Source organism: Streptomyces sp. (assembly GCF_036524955.1).
GTDB lineage: Bacteria > Actinomycetota > Actinomycetes > Streptomycetales > Streptomycetaceae > Actinacidiphila.
Genome location: NZ_DATDBG010000315.1, coordinates 1 through 18,732, shown reverse-complemented (window position 1 = coordinate 18,732; position 18,732 = coordinate 1). Strand labels below are relative to the sequence as shown.

Annotated in this window: 17 protein-coding genes and 1 pseudogene; 2 read left to right on the top strand and 16 right to left on the bottom strand. The window is 72.5% G+C overall.

Translation table 11 applies throughout. From position 1 onward, the window contains the following. Positions 1 to 90 precede the first annotated feature (90 nt). A complete protein-coding gene (locus VIW71_RS24880; RefSeq protein WP_331624853.1) occupies positions 91 to 798 on the top strand; it encodes a 3'-5' exonuclease in 708 nt (235 codons plus the stop codon). Between the two features lie 513 nt (positions 799 to 1,311). Here VIW71_RS24880 and VIW71_RS24875 read toward each other — a convergent pair. Continuing rightward, on the bottom strand, positions 1,312 to 2,175 hold the full coding sequence (locus tag VIW71_RS24875; protein ID WP_331624852.1) for a phosphotransferase enzyme family protein: 864 nt from the start codon (positions 2,173 to 2,175) through the stop codon (positions 1,312 to 1,314). 609 nt (positions 2,176 to 2,784) lie between these two features. Here VIW71_RS24875 and VIW71_RS24870 point away from each other — a divergent pair. Beyond that, the gene (locus VIW71_RS24870) at positions 2,785 to 3,009 is read left to right on the top strand and encodes a hypothetical protein (protein ID WP_331624850.1); all 225 of its coding nucleotides are present in this window, start codon (positions 2,785 to 2,787) and stop codon (positions 3,007 to 3,009) included. Here the strand turns inward: VIW71_RS24870 and VIW71_RS24865 are convergent. The 15 genes and pseudogenes from VIW71_RS24865 to VIW71_RS24795 all read right to left on the bottom strand — a co-directional run bounded on the left by VIW71_RS24865 (position 2,947) and on the right by VIW71_RS24795 (position 18,553). Continuing rightward, the gene (locus VIW71_RS24865) at positions 2,947 to 3,963 is read right to left on the bottom strand and encodes a sigma-70 family RNA polymerase sigma factor (RefSeq protein WP_331624849.1); all 1,017 of its coding nucleotides are present in this window, start codon (positions 3,961 to 3,963) and stop codon (positions 2,947 to 2,949) included. The two genes, VIW71_RS24870 and VIW71_RS24865, sit on opposite strands and share 63 nt — an antisense overlap. A gap of 379 nt (positions 3,964 to 4,342) precedes the next feature. Further along, entirely contained in the window at positions 4,343 to 5,854 is a 1,512-nt protein-coding gene (locus VIW71_RS24860) for an FAD-binding oxidoreductase (protein WP_331624848.1), read from the bottom strand. 324 nt (positions 5,855 to 6,178) lie between these two features. Beyond that, a complete protein-coding gene (locus VIW71_RS24855) occupies positions 6,179 to 7,279 on the bottom strand; it encodes an acyltransferase family protein (RefSeq protein ID WP_331624846.1) in 1,101 nt (366 codons plus the stop codon). A gap of 156 nt (positions 7,280 to 7,435) precedes the next feature. Further along, on the bottom strand, positions 7,436 to 8,221 hold the full coding sequence (locus VIW71_RS24850) for a sirohydrochlorin chelatase (protein WP_331624880.1): 786 nt from the start codon (positions 8,219 to 8,221) through the stop codon (positions 7,436 to 7,438). A gap of 350 nt (positions 8,222 to 8,571) precedes the next feature. Then, positions 8,572 to 9,534, bottom strand: a complete 963-nt coding sequence (locus VIW71_RS24845) for an ABC transporter permease (RefSeq protein ID WP_414720838.1) — start codon at positions 9,532 to 9,534, stop codon at positions 8,572 to 8,574. Further along, positions 9,521 to 10,315 carry an ABC transporter ATP-binding protein gene (locus VIW71_RS24840; RefSeq protein WP_331624844.1) on the bottom strand — a complete coding sequence of 265 codons (795 nt, stop codon included), beginning with the start codon at positions 10,313 to 10,315 and terminating at the stop codon, positions 9,521 to 9,523. The genes VIW71_RS24845 and VIW71_RS24840 overlap by 14 nt, the downstream gene beginning before the upstream one ends. Positions 10,316 to 10,398: 83 nt before the next feature. Next, positions 10,399 to 11,541 carry an aliphatic sulfonate ABC transporter substrate-binding protein gene (locus VIW71_RS24835; RefSeq protein ID WP_331624843.1) on the bottom strand — a complete coding sequence of 381 codons (1,143 nt, stop codon included), beginning with the start codon at positions 11,539 to 11,541 and terminating at the stop codon, positions 10,399 to 10,401. A 279-nt stretch (positions 11,542 to 11,820) separates the two neighbouring features. Continuing rightward, positions 11,821 to 13,176, bottom strand: a complete 1,356-nt coding sequence (locus VIW71_RS24830; protein WP_331624841.1) for a sulfate adenylyltransferase subunit 1 — start codon at positions 13,174 to 13,176, stop codon at positions 11,821 to 11,823. Positions 13,177 to 13,178: 2 nt separating this feature from the next. Then, entirely contained in the window at positions 13,179 to 14,117 is a 939-nt protein-coding gene (gene cysD / locus VIW71_RS24825) for a sulfate adenylyltransferase subunit CysD (protein WP_331624839.1), read from the bottom strand. 188 nt (positions 14,118 to 14,305) lie between these two features. Then, a pseudogene (gene cysC, locus VIW71_RS24820) lies at positions 14,306 to 14,872 on the bottom strand (adenylyl-sulfate kinase); the annotation flags it as partial. Between the two features lie 44 nt (positions 14,873 to 14,916). Then, entirely contained in the window at positions 14,917 to 15,621 is a 705-nt protein-coding gene (locus tag VIW71_RS24815) for a phosphoadenylyl-sulfate reductase (RefSeq protein ID WP_331624838.1), read from the bottom strand. Then, the gene (locus VIW71_RS24810) at positions 15,618 to 15,797 is read right to left on the bottom strand and encodes a hypothetical protein (protein WP_331624837.1); all 180 of its coding nucleotides are present in this window, start codon (positions 15,795 to 15,797) and stop codon (positions 15,618 to 15,620) included. Before VIW71_RS24810 ends, VIW71_RS24815 begins: the two co-directional genes overlap by 4 nt. A gap of 181 nt (positions 15,798 to 15,978) precedes the next feature. After that, on the bottom strand, positions 15,979 to 17,703 hold the full coding sequence (locus VIW71_RS24805) for a nitrite/sulfite reductase (RefSeq protein WP_331624836.1): 1,725 nt from the start codon (positions 17,701 to 17,703) through the stop codon (positions 15,979 to 15,981). A gap of 166 nt (positions 17,704 to 17,869) precedes the next feature. After that, positions 17,870 to 17,953, bottom strand: coding sequence for a putative leader peptide (locus VIW71_RS24800; protein ID WP_322899662.1), 84 nt, complete (start codon positions 17,951 to 17,953; stop codon positions 17,870 to 17,872). Positions 17,954 to 18,022: 69 nt separating this feature from the next. Continuing rightward, positions 18,023 to 18,553: a GNAT family N-acetyltransferase gene (locus VIW71_RS24795; RefSeq protein WP_331624834.1), complete on the bottom strand. Its 531-nt coding sequence runs from the start codon at positions 18,551 to 18,553 to the stop codon at positions 18,023 to 18,025. Positions 18,554 to 18,732 lie beyond the last annotated feature (179 nt).

Below are 18,732 nucleotides of genomic sequence, written 5' to 3'. Positions count from 1 at the left end.
CATGCCGGCGTGTCCCCGCCCGGCGGGACTGTCAGTGGCCCACGGGATGATGGCAGGGCACACGGGGGAATCGGGTGGGAAGGACTCGCCATGGCATGGCACGAGGATCTGCTGGTCGGCTTCGATCTGGAGACCACGGGGACGGATCCGCGGCAGGCACGGATCGTGACCGCGGCGGTCACCGAGGTGAAGGCGGGAGAGCCGATACGCCACCGGGCGTGGCTCGCCGACCCGGGCGTGCCGATCCCGGCGGAGACCACGGCCATTCACGGCGTCAGCACCGAGCGCGCCGCCGCGCAGGGCCGCCCGGCACCGGAGGTGGTCGCCGAGGTCGCCGACGCCGTACGGGGCTACTGGGCGGCCGGAGTGCCGGTCGTGGTCTACAACGCGCCGTTCGACCTCACCCTGCTCGACCAGGAGTCGCGCCGCTACGCGCTGCCCCCGCTGGCCGCTCCCGGCGCCCGCACCGGGCCGGTCATCGACCCGCTGGTGATGGACCGCGCACTGGACAAGTACCGCCGCGGCAAGCGCACCCTGGAGGCCGCCTGCGCGGTCTACGGGGTCACCCTGGAGGGTGCGCACGACGCGGGCGCCGACGCCCTCGCCGCGGTGCGGGTGGCCCGCGCACTCGCCGCGAAGTACGCCCAGGTGGGCTCGGCGGACCTCTGGGCCCTCCACGAGTCGCAGCGCGGCTGGTACGCGGCCTGGGCGCAGGACTTCACCTCCTGGCTCCGCCGCAAGGGCTCCGCCGAACCCGACGTGGACCCGCACTGGCCCCTGCGGAGTGCGGCGGCGTAGGGGCCGGCGGTGCGTTCGGCACCGCCGGTCAGCGCGGTCCTGGAACCCGCCGCCGCGGCGGTGCGCAGAACCCGGCCTCTTCGGCCCACCTGGGCTGACGCCCCTCCGGTGCATGTCCCCGGCTGGGGCGGCGTCGGGCCGCCCGCACGGCACTGTGAGCGGGAGCGGCGTGCTTTGCCCCGTTCCGCCGCAGCGGCGAGGAGCGGTACGGCGCGGACCGGTGGAGCCGAACCGCCCGAGCCCCCGGGCACCGCGGCCGCCCCGTGAGGCGGTGCCGGCGCCGCGTCAGCCGGAGTTCGCCCCGCGGCGACGCCCCGGCACGGCGCCTCGCGGTGTTGCCGTGCCGACCGAGCAGGCCCCTTACGAGGCCTGTCCGGCGCCTTGCGATGCACCCGCGAGCCGCTTTGCGGTCTTGCTCTGGGATCCGTGCCCCCTACGAGGCCTGTCCGGCGTCTTGCGATGCATCCGCACCGGACGCCGCTTCCTTGACGGGCGAACCCTGACCACGCGGCACTAGAAGGAGTACCACCGGACGGTCGGGTCCTCGGCCCGGAGAGATGCCACGCGGCGCCGGAACTCGGTGAGGGCCGCGGGATTGGCGGGTGCGTGCTGGGCGACCCAGGCGCAGCTCGCCGTCTCCCGGGCGCCCCGCAGCGCCTCGTAGCCGTCCCATTCGGTGACGTCCCAGCCGTAGGCCGCGGTGAACGCGTCGTAGTGGGCCGGGGCGACGCCGTACCGGTCACGGGCGAGGGCCAGCACGACGAGATCGTGTTCGCGGAGGTCGGAGGAGAAGGTCTCCAGGTCCACCAGGACCGGGCCGTCCGGGCCGATGTGCACGTTGCGGGGGAGGGCGTCTCCGTGGATCGGCCCGCGCGGCAACTGCGGCACCAGCTTGGCTGCCTGCTCGGCGAACCCGTCCCGGCGTCTGCGCAGGTAGGTCGCGTCCGCCGGATCGATCGCCGCACCGGCCAGCCGCAGCCACCGCTCCACCCCGCCGAGCAGATCCCGCGGCGGCAGCCCGAAGTCCGGCTCGGGCAGCGCGTGGACCAGCTTGAGCAGCGGCGCCACGTCGGCGGGCGCCGCGGGCCGCAGCGACTCCGGCAGCCGCTGCCAGTACGTCACGGGGTGCCCGTCGACCAGCCGCACTTCGGACTCCGCGGATCGCACCGCCGGCACGTCGTGCTTGGCCAGCCAGTCCGCGGTGCGCACCTCCCGCCGGGCGCGGTCCAGCAGATCCGCACCGCGCCCCACCTTGATCACCAGTCGTCCGGCTGCGAAGACCGCGTTCTCCCCGAACGAGAGCAGATCGGCCTCGGGATGCCCGGCGGCGTCCAGTACCGCCCGTGCCCGCTCCTGCGTGAACACCGCGTCCGCCATGCCGTGCCTCTCGAAGTCGACGCCTGACTGCCCGGTATCCGACCGCATATGCCGTGGGCATCGGCCATTCGTTCGGACTCCGTAAGTCTCGCATCCGCGCGGCCCCGTTCCGCGCAAGATTTTCGGCTAACCCGCCGCGATACGTACCCGTACCACCGATGAGTTACGGACGTGGTGTCGGTCGGTATCGCGGGGAGCCCTCTCGCGGGGGCCCCGCGAGAAGGAGGAACGACAGTGGTGCCGACCCCCGGCTCGGACGATCCGGCCCGCCCAGCCCTCCGAGGCCCCGGAATCCCGGGGAAGCCCGGAGATCCCGGTGAGCCCGGAGACCCGGGGGGATTCGAAGACCCCGGAGCCCCCGGGAGGTCCGGAGCCCCCGGAGAGCTCGCGGGTACGGGGGAGGCCGGAGACGGGGGCGAGCCCGGAATCCCCGGTGCGCCCAAGAAGCCCCGCCCGGCGCCCGGAGTCCCAGGGGAGTCCGGAGCCGTCCGAGCCCCTGAAGAGCTCGTAGGCACGGGGGAGGCCGGAGACGGGGCCGAGCCCGGAGCCTCCGGGAGGCCCCGCCCGGCGCCCGGAGAGCGGATCGGCCCGGTCGTCCTGGACGTCAGCGTGCTGGCCGCGGACGGCGGCGGCCCGGGTGGCACCCCCGAGGCCGCCCTCGCGGCCCTTGCCGCGCTGGCCAGGCTGGCGCTGGCCGCCCGGCGGACCGGCCACCGGGTACGGCTGCGCGGCGCCGCGCCCGCGCTGCGCGGGCTGCTCGAACTCGCCGGGCTAGCCGGGGAGTTCGAGTGGGAGCCCGAAAAGCGGGAACAGGTGCGGAACGTCCAGGAATGAGGTGAGCCCGGTGACCCGGCCGTCGGAGAGCTCCAGCACCTGGAGCGCCCAGGCCTGGTACCCCGCGCCCGAAGCGCTCGGACGGTACTGGCCGAAAGCAGGCGATCCGTTCGCGCCGAGCGGCAGCAGCCGTGATCCCTTGCAGCCGATTCCAGTGCCGAGCAGCCACCCGCGTATGTCCTCGTGCCCGCGCAGCCACAGTGGGTAGGGCGGCATGGACATGGTGGCGTCCTCGTGCAGCAGCGCGGTCAGCGACTCCAGGTCGTACCGCTCGAAGGCGTCGACGTAGGCGTCGAGCAGCGCCTGCTGCCTCTCGTCCATCGCGGGCACGGGCGCCGTCTCGGCCGCGGACGACGTCACCCCGGCCGCCGAGAGCGTGGCCCGGGCCCGCTGGAGCGCGCTGTTGACCGAGGCGACGGTGGTGCCCAGCAGTTCCGCGGTCTCGCTCGCCTTCCAGGCCAGCACCTCCCGCAGGATCAGCACGGCCCGCTGCCGTGGCGGCAGGTGCTGGAGCGCGGCGACGAACGCCAGCCGGATCGTCTCCCGTGAGACCACCACGTCGGCCGGATCGCCGGCCGACGGCAGCGCCCGTACGTCGGGGACCGGCTCGATCCACACGGACGGTGCGGTCGGGGAGGGCAGCGCCGCGTCCGCGTGCGAGGCGGGGGAGAGGTCCATCGGCCGGGCCCGGCGGCTGCCCGCGCTCAGGCTGTCCAGGCACACGTTGGTGGCGATCCTGTAGAGCCACGAGCGCAGCGAGGCCCGGCCCTCGAACCGGTCGGCGCCGCGCCAGGCGCGCACCAGCGTCTCCTGCACCGCGTCCTCGGCCTCGAAGGACGACCCCAGCATCCGGTAGCAGTACCCGGTCAGCTCGACCCGGTACCCTTCCAGCCGCGATTCCACGTCGTCGCCTGCGAGGGCCGCGCTGCCGCTCGCACTCTGCCTCACGCCCATACGTTCCACCGTACCCGCGACCCCTGACAGTCCCTGCGGCCACGAACTCCCCGGGGCGCCCCCGGCCACTGCCGCCTGGTCAAATGCCCAGGTCAGCAAGGCGGAGCGGAGCCTGGACGAGGTGCACGCGGCGCTGTCGCGCCTGCTCCGGGGGAGAGTCGGCGGGACCGCCGACCCTGCCCAGCCGTACGGTTCCGGGGCCCCGCGCCCGACCGCACCCCCCGTACCGGGGCCGCACGCACCCCCCTGGACCCGCCGGACGGGCGGAGCCCGGACCGGCGAGACGGGCCGGGCCCCGGCCCGTCTCGCCGGTCCGGGGCCCGGCCCTGACGCGCGGGACAGGCCCAGCCGTGATGCCCGGGTGTCCGGACAGCTCAGCTCATGCCACGCTCTGCGCGAAGCCGAAGGCACCGTTGGGGTCGTACTTGGCCTTGATCTGGACGAGTCGCGTGTAGTTCTCGGCGTAGTACGACTGTGCCCAATCGGTCAGCTTCGGGTCGATGAAGTTCTGGTTCGTCTCACCGGCCGACAGCGGGTCGATGACGGCGAAGCCGTCGTCCACGAACTGGTGCGCGGCGGCCTTGCCGGCCGGGTCCGCGGCGGTGGTCGACCCGATGTCGGCGAGATAGTTCACGGAGAACAGCGCGTCGCGGTGAACGAACGCGGTATCGGTGCGGGCCAGGTCGCTCACGGCGCCGCCGAACGGAACCAGCTCCACGGCGTGGGCCTGGCCGGCCACTCGCTGGGTGTCGAGGAGCGCCACCACGTCCTGCCACATGCTCAGGGGCGGCAACGTGGTGAACAGCCGACTGCGCAGCAGGTAGAGACCGGAGCGGGTGAGCACACCGCCGGGGTGAGTGTCGGCACGGTGACACTGGGCCACGGTGTTCGTCGCGCAGCCGTAGAAGTTCATCATCAGGTCCCGGTACGGCATGACCGCCGTCGGCGACTGCTGGACCGGGGCGCCGGTCAGCGACACCAGCCGGGCGACCTCGCTTTCCAACTCGGCCGTGCTGCCTGTGGACGCCACGAAGGCGAAGGGTACGGGGGTGTTGCCCACGGCGGCGTCCGCCAACCGGATGGAGACGCCGCCGTTGAGCGTGCGCGGCGCGTCGACCGACCAGCGTGCATAACTGTCGAGCAGGGCGGCGGCCCTGTCCCAGCTCCACGCCAGGTTGATCACCGCGATCTGGGATATCACCGCGGGGGCCATGGTGTAGGAGGTCACGACGCCGAAGTTGCCGCCGCCGCCCCCGCGGACCGCCCAGTAGAGGTCGCTCTTCTGGGTGGGCGACGCGGTGACTGCCGTGCCGTCCGCCAGCACGACCCGGGCCGAGGTGATCCGGTCGCAGCCCATGCCCAGCGCGCGGGTGAGCAGGCCGGTGCCGCCACCCTGGTAGAAGCCACCGGCAGCGACCGACGAGTGGTATCCGCCGACGACGGCCAGCCCGTACGGGGCGAGGGCGTTGGCCACGTCGACGCCCTGGGCGCCCGGGCCGACCGTGACCGTCCCGTTGCCCACCGAGATCGAGTTGAGCGCGGAGACATCGATGATCAGCCCGGTGGTGGTGGAGAACCCCCCGAGGCTGTGCCCACCGCTGCGTACCGCGAAGGGGAGCCGGTGGGACTGGGCGAACGTCAGGCTCGTCGCCACGTCCGAGGCGCTGACGCAGTAGGCGAGCGCCTGCGGGTCGATGACATCGAACTGCTGGTCGTAGAGGTGCTTGGCCGTTGTGTAGTCCGCATCACGTGGAAGGACGAGATGGCCCTGCATCCGCGCGGCCAAACGGCTCCACGGGACACCGCTGTCGGCCCAGGTGGTGGGGGCCTTGAATCCGGTCAGAGCCAGCGCGCCTGCGCCAACGCCGAGAAGAGACCTGCGACTGATCACGGTAACGCCTCAACTTCCTTGAACATTCGGTCAGTTGATGGACGCAGAGAGGCTAGCGGTTGCCGGTGCGTGGCTGACCGCATGATTCCGGCCAGGGTGACAAAGTCCCGCCCCTTCTCCCAGGCCCCGCCTCGGCTCCCGCCGCGACGCCGTGCGGCGGCGCGGCGGGTGGGACATCCCCCGTCTCCGGGCCTGGTCAGCGGCGTGCCAGGCGTGCCGGGCGTGCCGTAACGGGCAGCCCCCTGACCGTGCAGGGCCGCTGCGGGGGGCAGGACAGAGCTCCGCGGCGGGCATGCCACGACGAGCGATTCTCCTTCGACAACATCACCAGCCCGCGCCCTTCCACGACGCCGAATTCAGTGAGCGCCGGACCGCCACCGCCAGCGGACGTTCCGCGTAGCGCTGGAGGACGTAGGACAGGGCGACCAGCGCGGAGGTGAGGAGGGCGACCAGGGCCCAGGGGGAGATCCGGCCGCTCAGGGCGTGGGTGAGGGAGACGCCCAGGCTGTCGTGGATCAGGTAGAGGGGGAAGGTGAGGGTGCCCGCGGTGCTCAGTCGGCGCCAGCGGATCCGGCGGGTCCAGCCCAGGGCGACCGCCGCGACCAAGAGGAAACAGGTGCTGACCGCGAGGAGCAACCAGCCCTTCGCCGGGGACCAGGCGGTCCAGTCGATCCGGCCCCGCGCGGGGGCCAGCAGGAACTGCACGGCCAGGAGCCAGGACATGGCGACGATGCCCCACAGCAGCGGCGAGGGACGGAACCGGTACATCAGGTGGAAGGCCATGCCGGCGATGAAGTACGGCGCGGAGACCGGGTTGACCAGCAGGGTGACCAGGTCGTTGTCGGCGGCCGGGGCGAGCGCGGCGGCCAGCGTCCACAGCCCGCACAGCAGCACCACCCGCTGGTAGGTCACGCCGCGCCACACCACGACCGCGAACATCAGGTAGAAGCACAGCTCCGGCCAGAGGGTCCAGTACACCGAGTCCAGGTTCTCCACGCCGAGCGGTGTCTGAAGCATCGTCAGGTTCGCGATCACGGTACGCAGCCCCGGGCGCCCGAACGGCGTGTCCGCCACCGTCAGGAAGGCGGCGGTGAGCAGCACCGCGATCCAGTACATCGGATACAGCCGGGACACCCGCGAGACGAAGAACTCCCGCGGGGTGCGCCCCCAGCCGCTCATCGCGATCACGAACCCGCTGATCAGGAAGAACAGCTCCACCCCGAGCCGCCCGAAGGCGAAGTAGCCGTGGGCGACCGGGAAGACCCGTTCGTACGGCTGCCCCCAGATCCAGCGGAACGTCTCCGGCGCCTGCCCCAGGAAGTGGAACAGCACGACCGACAGCGCGGCGGCGAACCGCAGTCCGTCCAGCACGGCCAGTCGCTCACCGCCCTGCCGCCCCGGGACCGGTGACGGCGGCTTCGGCACGGGGACCCGCGATACGGGATGAGGTGAGGGCGCGGTGCGCCGTGGGACGCTGGTCTCGGTCTGTTGACTCACACGGAACGCCTTGCCCGCGTCCGGGACGGCATGCACAACTGACCGTTGAGTGTGAGATGTGACAGATGCCCCTGGCAGGAGCCGTCAGGCCGTCAGTAGCCGCCGCACGCCGGCGGGATCCGCGCCCGTGCGGTACGCCGACGCCGCGTCGTACCGCAGCAGCAGCAGCTCGGTCAGCTCCGGCGCCGCGCCCAGGACGGGGGCCAGGACGTCCGCCCCGGCCTCCTCGGCGCCGTGGGCGATCCGGTCCGGCAGGAACCCGGGCGCGATGACGTAGGGGGCGACCGCGATCCGGCGGACGCCCTCGGCGCGCAGTCGGCGTACCGCGTCCTCGGTGCGCGGCAGGGAAGCGGAGGCGAACGCGGGCCGCACGGCGCACCAGCCGGTACGCCGCCACTCCCGCGCGATTGATGCGATCACCGCGCTCGCCTCCGGGTCGGTGGAGCCCGCCGAGGCCAGCACGACGCCGGTCGACGAGCGGTCGCCGGGCCGCAGCCCGGCCTCGTGCAGCCGCCGTTCCAGCGCGGCGATGAGCAGCGGCGACGGGCCCAGCACACCGGCGGTGCGCAGCCGCAGCCACGGGTACGGCGCCGTGGACTCCCGCAGCACGGCCGGGATGTCCGCCTTGGCGTGGAAGGCGCGGGTCAGCAGCAGCGGCAGCGCCACCGCGTCCCGTACGCCGTCGGCCGCGAGCCGCCGCACGGCCGCCGGCACCGAGGGGGTGTTGAAGTCCAGGAACGCGGTCTCCACCCGCAGGCCGGGCCGGGCCGCCGCCAGCCGCCGGGTCAGGGCGCGCACGGTCGCGGCGTGCCGCGGGTCGCGGGAGCCGTGCGCGACGACCAGCAGCGCCGGGGGGCGGAAGGGGTGCACGGTCACCGGACGGGCGGCCACCGGGTGCGGGGTGGCCGGACGGGCCGTCACCGGGCGCGGGCTCAGCGGTTGGGCGGTCACCGGCTGGGCCGTTACCGGGTGCACGGTCACCGGGTGCGGGGTCGCCGGGTGCGGGGTGGCCGGGCAGGCCGTCGCCGGGTGCACGGTCACCGGGTGCGGGGTGGTCGGACGGGCGGTGGCCGGCTGGGTGATCGCCGGGTGGGCGGTCACCTGACGCGGGGTGGTACTCGGACGCACGGTCGCCGCGTGCGGGATCGTCGGCTGCGTGGTCGCCGGGCTCGCCGTCACCGGACGTGCGGTCACCGCTTGCGCGCTCACCGGTCGCACCCTCACTGCTTCCCGGCCGACAGGCCCCTGCTGCGCAGCACCCGGCGCTCCAGCGGGCTGAAGATCAGCAGGTCGATGGCGACGCCGACGAAGAGGATCAGCAGGATGCCGAGGAAGACCCCGGCCATGTCCGAGCCCTCCCGCATGTTCTCCAGGTAGCGGCCCAGGCCCACGCCCAGGTCGGGGGAGGACGCGATGAGTTCGGCCGCCATCAGCGACCGCCAGGAGAACGCCCAGCCCTGCTTCAGGCCCGCCACGTAGCCGGGCAGCGCGGCGGGCAGCAGGATGTAGCAGGCGCCGCGCAGGCCGGTCGCGCCGATCGTACGGCCCGCCCGCAGGTACAGCGGCGGCACCTGGTCGATGCCGGACACCAGGCCGTTGGCGATCGAGGGGACCGCGCCCAGCAGGATCACCGCGTACATCGCGGAGTCGCTCAGGCCCAGCCAGATCACCGTGGCCGGCACCCACGCCACGGACGGCAGCGACTGCAGGCCGGACAGGATCGGGCCGATCGCGGCGCGTACGAACGGCACCCGCGCCACGATCAGGCCCAGCGGGGTGGCGATGGCCAGCGCGGTGAGGAAGCCCAGCAGGCCGCGCTTCACGCTGGTCCAGATGATTTCGAACAGGTCGCCAGCCGCCCACCGCTCGGCGAGCGCGTTCGCGACCGCGTCCGGACTCGGCAGCTTCGTCGGCGGCGCCAGCTCCCCCCAGACCGCTACCTGCCACACCAGCAGGACCAGCAGCACGGCGGCGATCGGCGGCAGCACCTTGCGCAGCAGCACCTGGCCGACGGTCGTGCGCCGGACGGTCACGGTCTCCAGCGCGTCCAGGCCCGCCTCCAGGCCGGACAGGTCGTCCATGCCGGGCCGGGCGGCCTTCCGCGCCGTCACGGCCGGCGGCGCGTCCTCGGCGCCGGGCGCCCGTGGTGTGCCGTGCGTGCCGGTCGTCTCAGTGCTGGCCATGGCGGCGGATCTCCCCACGCAGTTCTTCGGTGATCTCGATGGACAGGTCCGCCACCGTGGCGTCCTCGATCCGGCGCGGCTGCGGGATGTCCACGGTCCACTCGCGGGCGATCCGCCCCGGCCGGGACGACAGCAGCACGACCCGCTGGGCCAGCCGGACCGCCTCGCGCACGTTGTGCGTCACGAACAGAACCGACAGGTCGGTCTCCGACCAGATCCGGGTCAGCTCGTCGTGCAGCACGTCGCGGGTGATGGCGTCCAGGGCCGCGAACGGCTCGTCCATCAGCAGCAGCTGGCTGTCCTGGGCGAGCGCGCGGGCCAGTGCCACGCGCTGCCGCATGCCGCCGGACAGCTCGTGCACCCGCTTGCCGTAGGAACCGCCGAGCCGGACCAGCGACAGCAGCCGCTCGGCCTCCGGGCGGCGCTCCTCGCGCGGCACGCCGCGCAGCCGCAGCGCGAGCTCGATGTTCTTGCCCGCGGTCAGCCACGGGAACAGCGCGTGCTCCTGGAACATCAGGGCGGGCCGCCCGCCGGGAGCGGTGATGCTCCCGGCGGACGGCTGGTCCAGCCCCGCGACCAGATTGAGCAACGTCGACTTGCCGCAGCCCGAGGCCCCCAGCAGGCAGACGAACTCACCCGGCCGCACGTCGAGCGTGATGCCGTCCAGGACCAGCGTCTGCGCGCCGGGCCTGCCGAATGCCTTCGACACCTGTTCGAGCCGTGCGGCGTACGCGGCACTCTCCTCGGTCCGCGCCTGGTCACTGGTGAGGGTGTCGGCCATGGGTGTCACCTCCTGGGGTCCTGGTGTCGGGAAGCGGGCCGCCCGCCGGTGCGGGCGGCCCGATGGATCTGCCGGCCTCGGGCCTACTGCTTGCCGAGTCCGGCCGCGTCCACCGTCGGCTTGCCCAGCTCCTTGAGGACCTTGTTGAGCAGCGTCAGGTCGTAGATGCCGTCCAGCTTCGGCGACTTCAGCAGCCCCGCCGACACCGCGTGGGCCGCCTCCTGCTCGGCGGTCGCAGCCAGGGGGTCGTCGATCACCTGGATGGACTCCCATGCCGGGTCCAGCACCTCCGGCTTGAGGGCCTTCTGGGTCAGCCGCTCCAGCTCGGTGTTGGCGACCGCCTTGGCCTGGTCGGTGTTGGCGTTGATCCACTCGTTGGCCTTCACCGAACCGCGCAGCACCGCCTCCACCACGTCCGGGTGGTCGGCCAGGAACTTCTGCGACACGATCACGTTGGTGATCACGAACTTCTTGTCGGGCCACAGCGTGCTCTCGTCCAGCAGCACCTTCGCGCCCTGGGCGACCAGCTTGGACGCGGTCGGCTCCGGCACCCACGCCCCGTCGATGGAGCCGGCCTTGTAGGCGTCCGGGGTGATCTTGTTGTCGGTGCGGACCACCGACACGTCGCCCTTGCCGCTCTGCGCGTCGACCTTCCACCCCTTGGTGGCGATCCAGTTGAGCAGCGCCACGTCCTGCGTGTTGCCCAGCTGCGGGGTGGCGATCCGCTTGCCCTTGACGTCGTCCAGGGTCTTGATCTTCGCCGGGTTCACCACCAGCTTCACGCCGCCCGAGGCGGAGCCGGAGATGATCCGCAGGTTGGTGCCGCCCGACTTGGTGTAGCCGTTGATGGAGGGCGAGGGGCCGATCCAGCCGATGTCGATGGAACCGGCGTTCAGCGCCTCGATCTCGGCGGGACCCGCGTTGAAGGTCAGCTCCTTGACGGAGGTGCCGCCGAGCTCCTTCTGGAAGATGCCCTGCTTCAGGCCCACCAGCGCGGTGGCGTGGGTCAGGTTCGGGAAGTAGCCGATCCTGACCTCGTCGGCGGAGAGCTTCTTGGCACTCGCGCTCGTGCTCGGGGCGGCGCTGGGCTTGTCCTCCGTCTTGTCGTCGGAACCGTAGCCGCAGGCGGCCAGAGCGCCGAAGAGGATCGGCAGGGCGGCCGCCGCGGCGGTGAGTCTGCGGCGGTGGGAAGAGCCGTGGAGCGCGGAGGGGGACAGGGCAGACACGTGGATGTGTCCTTTCGTGAGGCCCGGCGGTGTCGCGGAGCTGGACCCTGGGGGCTCTAGCGCGCGGCCGGTGTGGCGTCAGGTCTTCGAAGGTGGTGCGAGGGGGTGCGTACGGCGGTGGCGCACGCGCGTACGGCGGCGGGCGCGGTCGATCCGCGGGCCGCTGCCGAGGCGGTCAGCCCGCACATCGGGCCACCCCGCCCGTACCCGAGCCGAGCGAGCCGCTGCCGACGCGCCCGCCCTCCTTCGCGAAACCGGAAAAGGCTTCCTGGGTCATCGTCAGAAGTCCCACCCCTCGTCGTCGGCCGCGGCGGCACCGGCCGCCGGGTCGCGTTCGGCGAACGCCTCGCCCGCCATGCCGGCGGTGAGCGTCGTACCGTCCGCTGGATCGATCAGCAGGAAGGAACCCGTCAGCCGCGAGTCCGCGTACGCGTCGATCGGCAGCGGCTCGGCGGTGCGCAGCCGCACCGCGCCGATGTCGTTCACCCTCAGCTGCGCGGGGTCGTTCTCGTGCGCCAGGCCGTGCGACAGGTCGATCCGGTACGGCAGCTCCTTCACGATCGCCTTCACCGTGCGGGTGGCGTGCTTCAGGAGCACCCGCTCACCGATCCGCAAGGGGCGTTCGTGCAGGTGGCACACGGTGGCCGTGATGTCCTGGGTGACCGCGGGCGCGGTCGCGGTGGGGGCGATCAGGTCGCCGCGGGACACGTCGAGGTCGTCGGAGAGCAGCACGGTCACCGACTGCGGCGCCCACGCGGTGGCCACGCTCCGGCCGAGCGCGTCGATCCCGGCGATCGTGGTGGTCCGCCCGGACGGCAGGACGGTCACCGGGTCGCCGACCCGCAGGATGCCGGAGGCGACCTGGCCCGCGTAGCCGCGGTAGTCCGGGTGCTCGGCGGTCTGCGGGCGGATCACGTACTGCACCGGGAACCGCGCCGGGCAGCCGGTGAGGTCATGGCTGACCGGCACCGTCTCCAGGTGCTCCAGCACGGTCGGGCCGCCGTACCAGTCCATGTGCGCGGACGGCTCCACCACGTTGTCGCCGGCCAGCGCGGAGATCGGGATCGCAGCGACGCCCGGGACGCCCAGTGAGGCCGCGTACGCCGTGAACTCCTCGGCGATGGCCGCGAACACCGGCTCCGCGTACCCCACCAGGTCCATCTTGTTGACCGCGAGCACCACATGCGGCACCCGCAGCAGCGCGGCGACCGCGGCGTGGCGGCGGGTCTGCTCGACCACGCCGTTGCGGGCGTCCACCAGCACCACGGCCAGCTCCGCGGTCGAGGCGCCGGTCACCATGTTGCGGGTGTACTGCACGTGGCCCGGGGTGTCGGCCAGGATGAACCGGCGCCGGGGCGTGGCGAAGTACCGGTACGCCACGTCGATGGTGATGCCCTGCTCCCGCTCGGCCCGCAGGCCGTCGGTGAGCAGCGCGAGGTCCGGTGTCTGTTGGCCGCGGACCAGTGACGCCCGCTCGACCGCCTCCAGTTGGTCGGCCAGCACCGACTTGGAGTCGTGCAGCAGCCGTCCGACCAGCGTGGACTTGCCGTCGTCCACGGAACCGGCGGTGGCGAAGCGCAGCAGAGTGGTCGCCGACAACTGCTCGGCGGTGAGGTGACTCGTGGTGCTCGTCATGTCTAGAAGTACCCCTCGCGCTTGCGGTCTTCCATCGCGGCCTCGGACAGCTTGTCGTCCGCCCGGGTCGCGCCCCGCTCGGTGAGCCGGGAGGCGGCGATCTCGGCGATCACCGCGTCAAGCGTGGTCGCGTCGGAGTCGACGGCGCCCGTGCAGGACATGTCACCGACCGTGCGGTAGCGCACCAGCCGGGTCTCCAGCGGCTCGCCGTCCTTCGGGCCGCCCCACTCGCCGGGCGTCAGCCACATGCCCGAGCGGTTGAAGACCTCGCGCTCGTGCGCGAAGTAGATCTCCGGCAGCGCGATCCGCTCCCGTGCGATGTACTGCCACACGTCCAGCTCGGTCCAGTTGGACAGCGGGAAGACCCGCACGTGCTCACCGGGCGCGTGCCGGCCGTTGTAGAGCTGCCACAGCTCGGGACGCTGCCGGCGCGGGTCCCACTGCGAGAACTCGTCGCGCAGCGAGAAGACCCGCTCCTTCGCGCGGGCCTTCTCCTCGTCCCGCCGGCCGCCGCCGAACACCGCGTCGAACTGGTGCTGCTGGATCGCCTCGGTCAGCGGCACGGTCTGCAGCGGGTTGCGGGTGCCGTCCGGGCGCTCGCGCAGCCGCCCGTCGTCGATGTAGTCCTGCACCTTCGCCACGTGCAGCCGCAGGGAGTGCTCGGCGACCGTACGGTCCCGGAACTCCAGCACCTGCGGGAAGTTGTGCCCGGTGTCCACGTGCAGCAGCGAGAACGGCACCGCGGCCGGCGCGAACGCCTTGAGCGCCAGGTGCAGCATCACGATGGAGTCCTTGCCGCCGGAGAAGAGGATCACCGGCCGCTCGAACTCGCCCGCCACCTCGCGGAAGATGTGCACCGCCTCGGACTCCAGCGCGTCCAGGTGCGACAGCGCGTACGGACTGTCCTCGGTGGTACCGGTGTGTGTCACGGTCGACGTCATATGCGCCTGCCTCTTTCGCTCGCTTCTCCGCCCTCGCGGCGCGCAGGCGTGGCAATCGTTGTCAGCTGCGGCCCGTCGGCCGCGGGTGCGTCGCTCGCTGTGTTTTGTGGTTCGCTTCTCCGCTCTCGCGGCGCGGGTGCGGGCATCGTTGTCGGCTGCGGCCCGGTGGCCGCGGGTGCGTCGCTCGCCGCCAAGCCCCTCTCGGCAAGCAGCGCGTGGACGGCCGCAGCTGACTCCTGAACCGTGCTGCCCTGCGTCTCGATCCGCAGATCCGGGTCCTGCGGGACCTCGTACGGGTCGTCCACCCCTGTCAGGCCGGTCAGTTCGCCCGCGGCCTGCTTGGCGTACAGCCCCTTGACGTCCCGGACCGAGCAGATGTCCAGCGGTGTGGCAACGTGCACCTCGACGTAGCCGGTGCCGTGCGTCTGGTGGCGCTTGCGCACCGCCTCGCGGCTGTCGGCGTACGGCGCGATCACCGGCACCAGGACCAGCACGCCGTGCGAGGCGAGCAGTTCGGCGACGAAGCCGATCCGCTGCACGTTGGTGTGCCGGTCCTCACGGCTGAAACCCAGGCCCGCGGAGAGGAACTCGCGGATCTCGTCGCCGTCCAGCACCTCGACCCGCCGGCCCTCGCCGCGCAGCCTCTCGGCCAGTGCGGTGGCGATGGTGGTCTTGCCCGCGCTCGGCAGACCGGTGAGCCATACGGTGGCCCCGGTGGTCATGCGGCTCTCCTGGTCCGTCGTCACGCTTGTCATGCTGTCCGTCGTGGTGGTCACGCTCGTTCCCGTCGTCCCGGCGGTCACAGATGGATCCCGCACTCGGTCTTGCCGAGTCCGGCCCAGCGCCCGGCGCGGACGTCCTCGCCCTCCAGCACCCGGCGAGTGCACGGCGCGCAGCCGACCGAGGCGTAACCGTCCATCAGCAGCGGGTTGGTGAGCACCCCGTGCTCGGCCACGTACCGCTCCACGTCCTCCTGGGTCCACCGCGCGATCGGGGCGATCTTGACCTTCCGCCGCTTGGCGTCCCAGCCGACCACCGGCGTGCCCGCCCGGGTCGGCGACTCGTCGCGGCGCAGGCCGGTCGCCCAGGCGTCGTAGTCGCGCAGGCCCTCTTCGAGCGGGGCGACCTTGCGCAGCGCGCAGCACCGGTCGGGGTCGCGGTCGTGCAGCTTGGGGCCGTACTGCGCGTCCTGCTCGGCGACGGTCTGCCTCGGGGTGATGGTGAGCACGTTGACGTCCATCACGGCAGCCACCGCGTCCCGGGTGCCGATGGTCTCCGGGAAGTGGTAGCCGGTGTCCAGGAAGACCACGTCCACGCCGGGCATCGCCCGCGAGGCGAGGTGCGCGACGACGGCGTCCTCCATCGAGGAGGTGACGCAGAACCGGCGGCCGAACGTGTCGGCCGCCCAGCGCAGGACGTCGAGCGCGGACGCCTCCTCCAGGTCGCGCCCGGCCTGTTCGGCCAGGCGCCGCAGATCGTCGGCGGTGTGCTGTGCGGTGGTCACGAAGCGCCTCCGTGCGGGGTGTCGGCCTGCAGGCCCCTGGCCAGCAGCCCGAGGAACTTCACCTGGAAGGCGCGGTTGCAGGCGCGGCACTCCCAGGTGCCATGGCCTTCCTCGGACGGGTGCAGGTCCTCGTCTCCGCAGTAGGGGCAGTAGAAGGGTGCGGCACGCTCGCTCACAGTGCCTCCTTGTTTGCTTCTCCGTGCGCACGGCGCGGCGGTGCGGGCATCGCTGTCGGCTGCGGCTGGGCGGCCGCGCGTGCGTCGCTCGCTGTGCCTCTTTGGCTCGCTTCTCCGCCCTCGCGGCGCGCAGGCGTGGCAATCGCTGTCGGCTGCGGCCGGGTGGCCGCGCGTGCGTCGCTCATGAGAGCGCCTCCTCCGAGGTGCGGGCCGCCCACTGGGCGAACCGTTCACCCTCGGCGCGCTCGGCCTGGAAGCGGGTGAGGACCCGCTCCACGTAGTCCGGGAGCTCGGCGGAGGTGACCTTCAGGCCGCGCACCTTGCGGCCGAAGCCGGGGTCGAGGCCGAGGCCGCCGCCCAGGTGGACCTGGAAACCCTCGACCTGCCGTCCCTCGGCGTCGGTGACCAGCTGCCCCTTGAGGCCGATGTCGGCGACCTGGATACGGGCGCAGGAGTTGGGGCAGCCGTTGACGTTGATGGTGATCGGCTCGTCGAAGTCCGGCAGCCGCCGCTCCAGTTCGTCGATGAGCGAGGCGCCACGCGCCTTGGTCTCCACGATGGCGAGCTTGCAGAACTCGATGCCGGTGCAGGCCATGGTGCCGCGCCGGAAGGACGACGGCTTGACCTGGAGGTCCAGCGCTTCGAGAGCGGAGGTCAGGGAATCGACCCGGTCCTCCTCGACGTCCAGCACGATCAGCTTCTGGTCGACGGTGGTCCGCAGCCGGTCCGAGCCGTGCGCGGCGGCGAGGTCGGAGATCTTGGTCAGGGTGGCGCCGTCGATCCGGCCGACCCGCGAGGCGAACCCCACGTAATAGCGGCCGTCCTTCTGCCGGTGCACGCCGATGTGGTCGCGCCACTGCTGTACGGGCTGCTCGGGCGCGGGCCCGTCGGTCAGCTCCCGCTTGAGGTACTCGTCCTGGAGCACCTGGCGGAACTTCTCCGGTCCCCAGTCGGCGACCAGGAACTTCAGCCGGGCGCGGGCCCGCAGCCGCCGGTAGCCGTAGTCACGGAAGATTCCGATCACGCCGGCCCAGACATCCGGCACCTCGGCCAGCGGCACCCACGCGCCCAGGCGGACGCCCAGCTTGGGGTTGGTGGACAGGCCGCCGCCGACCCACAGGTCGAAGCCGGGTCCGTGCTCGGGGTGTTCGACGCCGACGAACGCGATGTCGTTGATCTCATGGGCGACGTCCAGCAGGGGCGAGCCGGAGATGGCGGTCTTGAACTTCCGCGGCAGGTTGGAGAACTCCTTGGACCCGATGTAGCGGGCGTGGATCTCGTCGATCGCGGAGCTGCCGTCGATGATCTCGTCGGCGGCGATGCCGGCCACGGGGGAGCCGAGGATGACCCGCGGGGTGTCGCCGCACGCCTCGGTGGTGGACAGGCCGACCGCCTCCAGCCGGCGCCAGATCTCGGGGACGTCCTCGATGCGGATCCAGTGGTACTGCACGTTCTGCCGGTCCGTGAGGTCGGCGGTGCCGCGGGCGAACTCCTGCGAGATCTCGCCGATGACGCGCAGTTGGGCGACGGTGAGCCGGCCGCCGTCGATGCGCACCCGCATCATGAAGTAGCTGTCGTCCAGCTCCTCCGGCTCCAGGATCGCGGTCCGGCCGCCGTCGATCCCGGGGCGGCGCTGCGTGTAGAGCCCGTACCAGCGCATGCGTCCGCGCAGGTCGGCGCCGTCGATGGAGTCGAAACCACGGTGGGCGTAAATCGTCTCAATACGTGTCCGCACATTGAGACCGTCGTCGTCCTTCTTCGCCTGCTCGTTGGCGTTCAACGGCGTGAAGTGTCCCATCGCCCACTGGCCCTCACCGCGGTGGCGTCCGGCCTTGCGGCGGGCCGCGGGGGTCGCCTTGGGAGCGCTCGCGTCGGGGGTCCTGGGCGAGTCGGGGCTGGAAGCCATAGCGATGCGTCCTTCGGGCAGGCTCGAATACGGTCGAAACAGCGCGGGGGTATCCGCTCGCCTGAGTCTGACCTGGGCTAACGCAGGGCTGCGGCAGACGGCGAGGTGGCGGCGCACTCCCGCGCGTCCACGACGACGGGGACGGCGGAACTCAAGGTCAGTGCGCTCAACCCGCCGGACAGATGGCGCTGGACACGCGGCAGAAGTCGACGTGCGGCCGACCTACCAAGGCGATTCCAGTGCGCGACATGACGAAAGCGTGGCACGGCGGTCTCCGGGGAGTCCACCGCGATCCATTATGTGGACTCGATAATCTCGCTTACTGAGACACTGTGGTGCGTGTCACGCGGAATCCCCGCCGCCGGTAATTGGCCAGCGCGTGCGGTCCGTCGAGCGAGCAGGTGTGCACCCACACCCGCTTGGTCGGCGGGCGTCCGGCCCACCGCCCGTCCAGGTCCCAGGCGCGCGCGGCCCCGTACGACAGCAGGTGCCCGCCGATGCCACGGCCCCTGAAGTCCGGCAGCAGCCCGAAGTACGCGATCTCCACCGCGCCCTCGTCCTGCGCGTCCAGTTCCACGAAGCCCGCCGGCGTGCCGTGCTCGTACGCCACCCATATCTCGCAGCCCGGCCGTTCCAGGTGGCTCTGCCACCGTGTCCGGGGCCACGGCAACCGGTCGGTCCAGGACACGTCCGCGCCCACGGTCGTATACAGGAAGCGCCCCAGCTCCGCCGACGGTACCTCGGCCCGGACGATCCGCACGCCCGCGTCCGCCGCGGGCACGGCCGCCGGCCGCAGGTCGTCGGGTGCGGCCTGTTCCAGGTACCAGGTGGTTACGGGGGTGGCGGTCATGCCGCCCACCCTAAGCGGTGCCGCCGGTCAGCGGTGACGGGCCGCGGGGGCGACCGAGTGCGGCAGGAGGTCCGGCGGGCGGTGCGGGCGCAGGACCTCGCGGTCCGGCCGTCGGCGAAGCGGTACGGACGGTGCGCGAGGACGCCGGCCGGCTGCCGCGCGGCCGGGGCGGCTCGGCG

Coding starts and splice junctions, on each gene's coding strand:
- VIW71_RS24880 (WP_331624853.1), top strand. CDS start 91: ATGGCATGGCACGAGGATCTGCTGGTCGGCTTCGATCTGGAGACCACG.
- VIW71_RS24875 (WP_331624852.1), bottom strand. CDS start 2,175: ATGGCGGACGCGGTGTTCACGCAGGAGCGGGCACGGGCGGTACTGGAC.
- VIW71_RS24865 (WP_331624849.1), bottom strand. CDS start 3,963: ATGGGCGTGAGGCAGAGTGCGAGCGGCAGCGCGGCCCTCGCAGGCGAC.
- VIW71_RS24845 (WP_414720838.1), bottom strand. CDS start 9,534: ATGGCCAGCACTGAGACGACCGGCACGCACGGCACACCACGGGCGCCC.
- VIW71_RS24840 (WP_331624844.1), bottom strand. CDS start 10,315: ATGGCCGACACCCTCACCAGTGACCAGGCGCGGACCGAGGAGAGTGCC.
- VIW71_RS24830 (WP_331624841.1), bottom strand. CDS start 13,176: ATGACGAGCACCACGAGTCACCTCACCGCCGAGCAGTTGTCGGCGACC.
- cysD (WP_331624839.1), bottom strand. CDS start 14,117: ATGACGTCGACCGTGACACACACCGGTACCACCGAGGACAGTCCGTAC.
- VIW71_RS24805 (WP_331624836.1), bottom strand. CDS start 17,703: ATGGCTTCCAGCCCCGACTCGCCCAGGACCCCCGACGCGAGCGCTCCC.
- VIW71_RS24800 (WP_322899662.1), bottom strand. CDS start 17,953: ATGTCGCGCACTGGAATCGCCTTGGTAGGTCGGCCGCACGTCGACTTC.
- VIW71_RS24795 (WP_331624834.1), bottom strand. CDS start 18,553: ATGACCGCCACCCCCGTAACCACCTGGTACCTGGAACAGGCCGCACCC.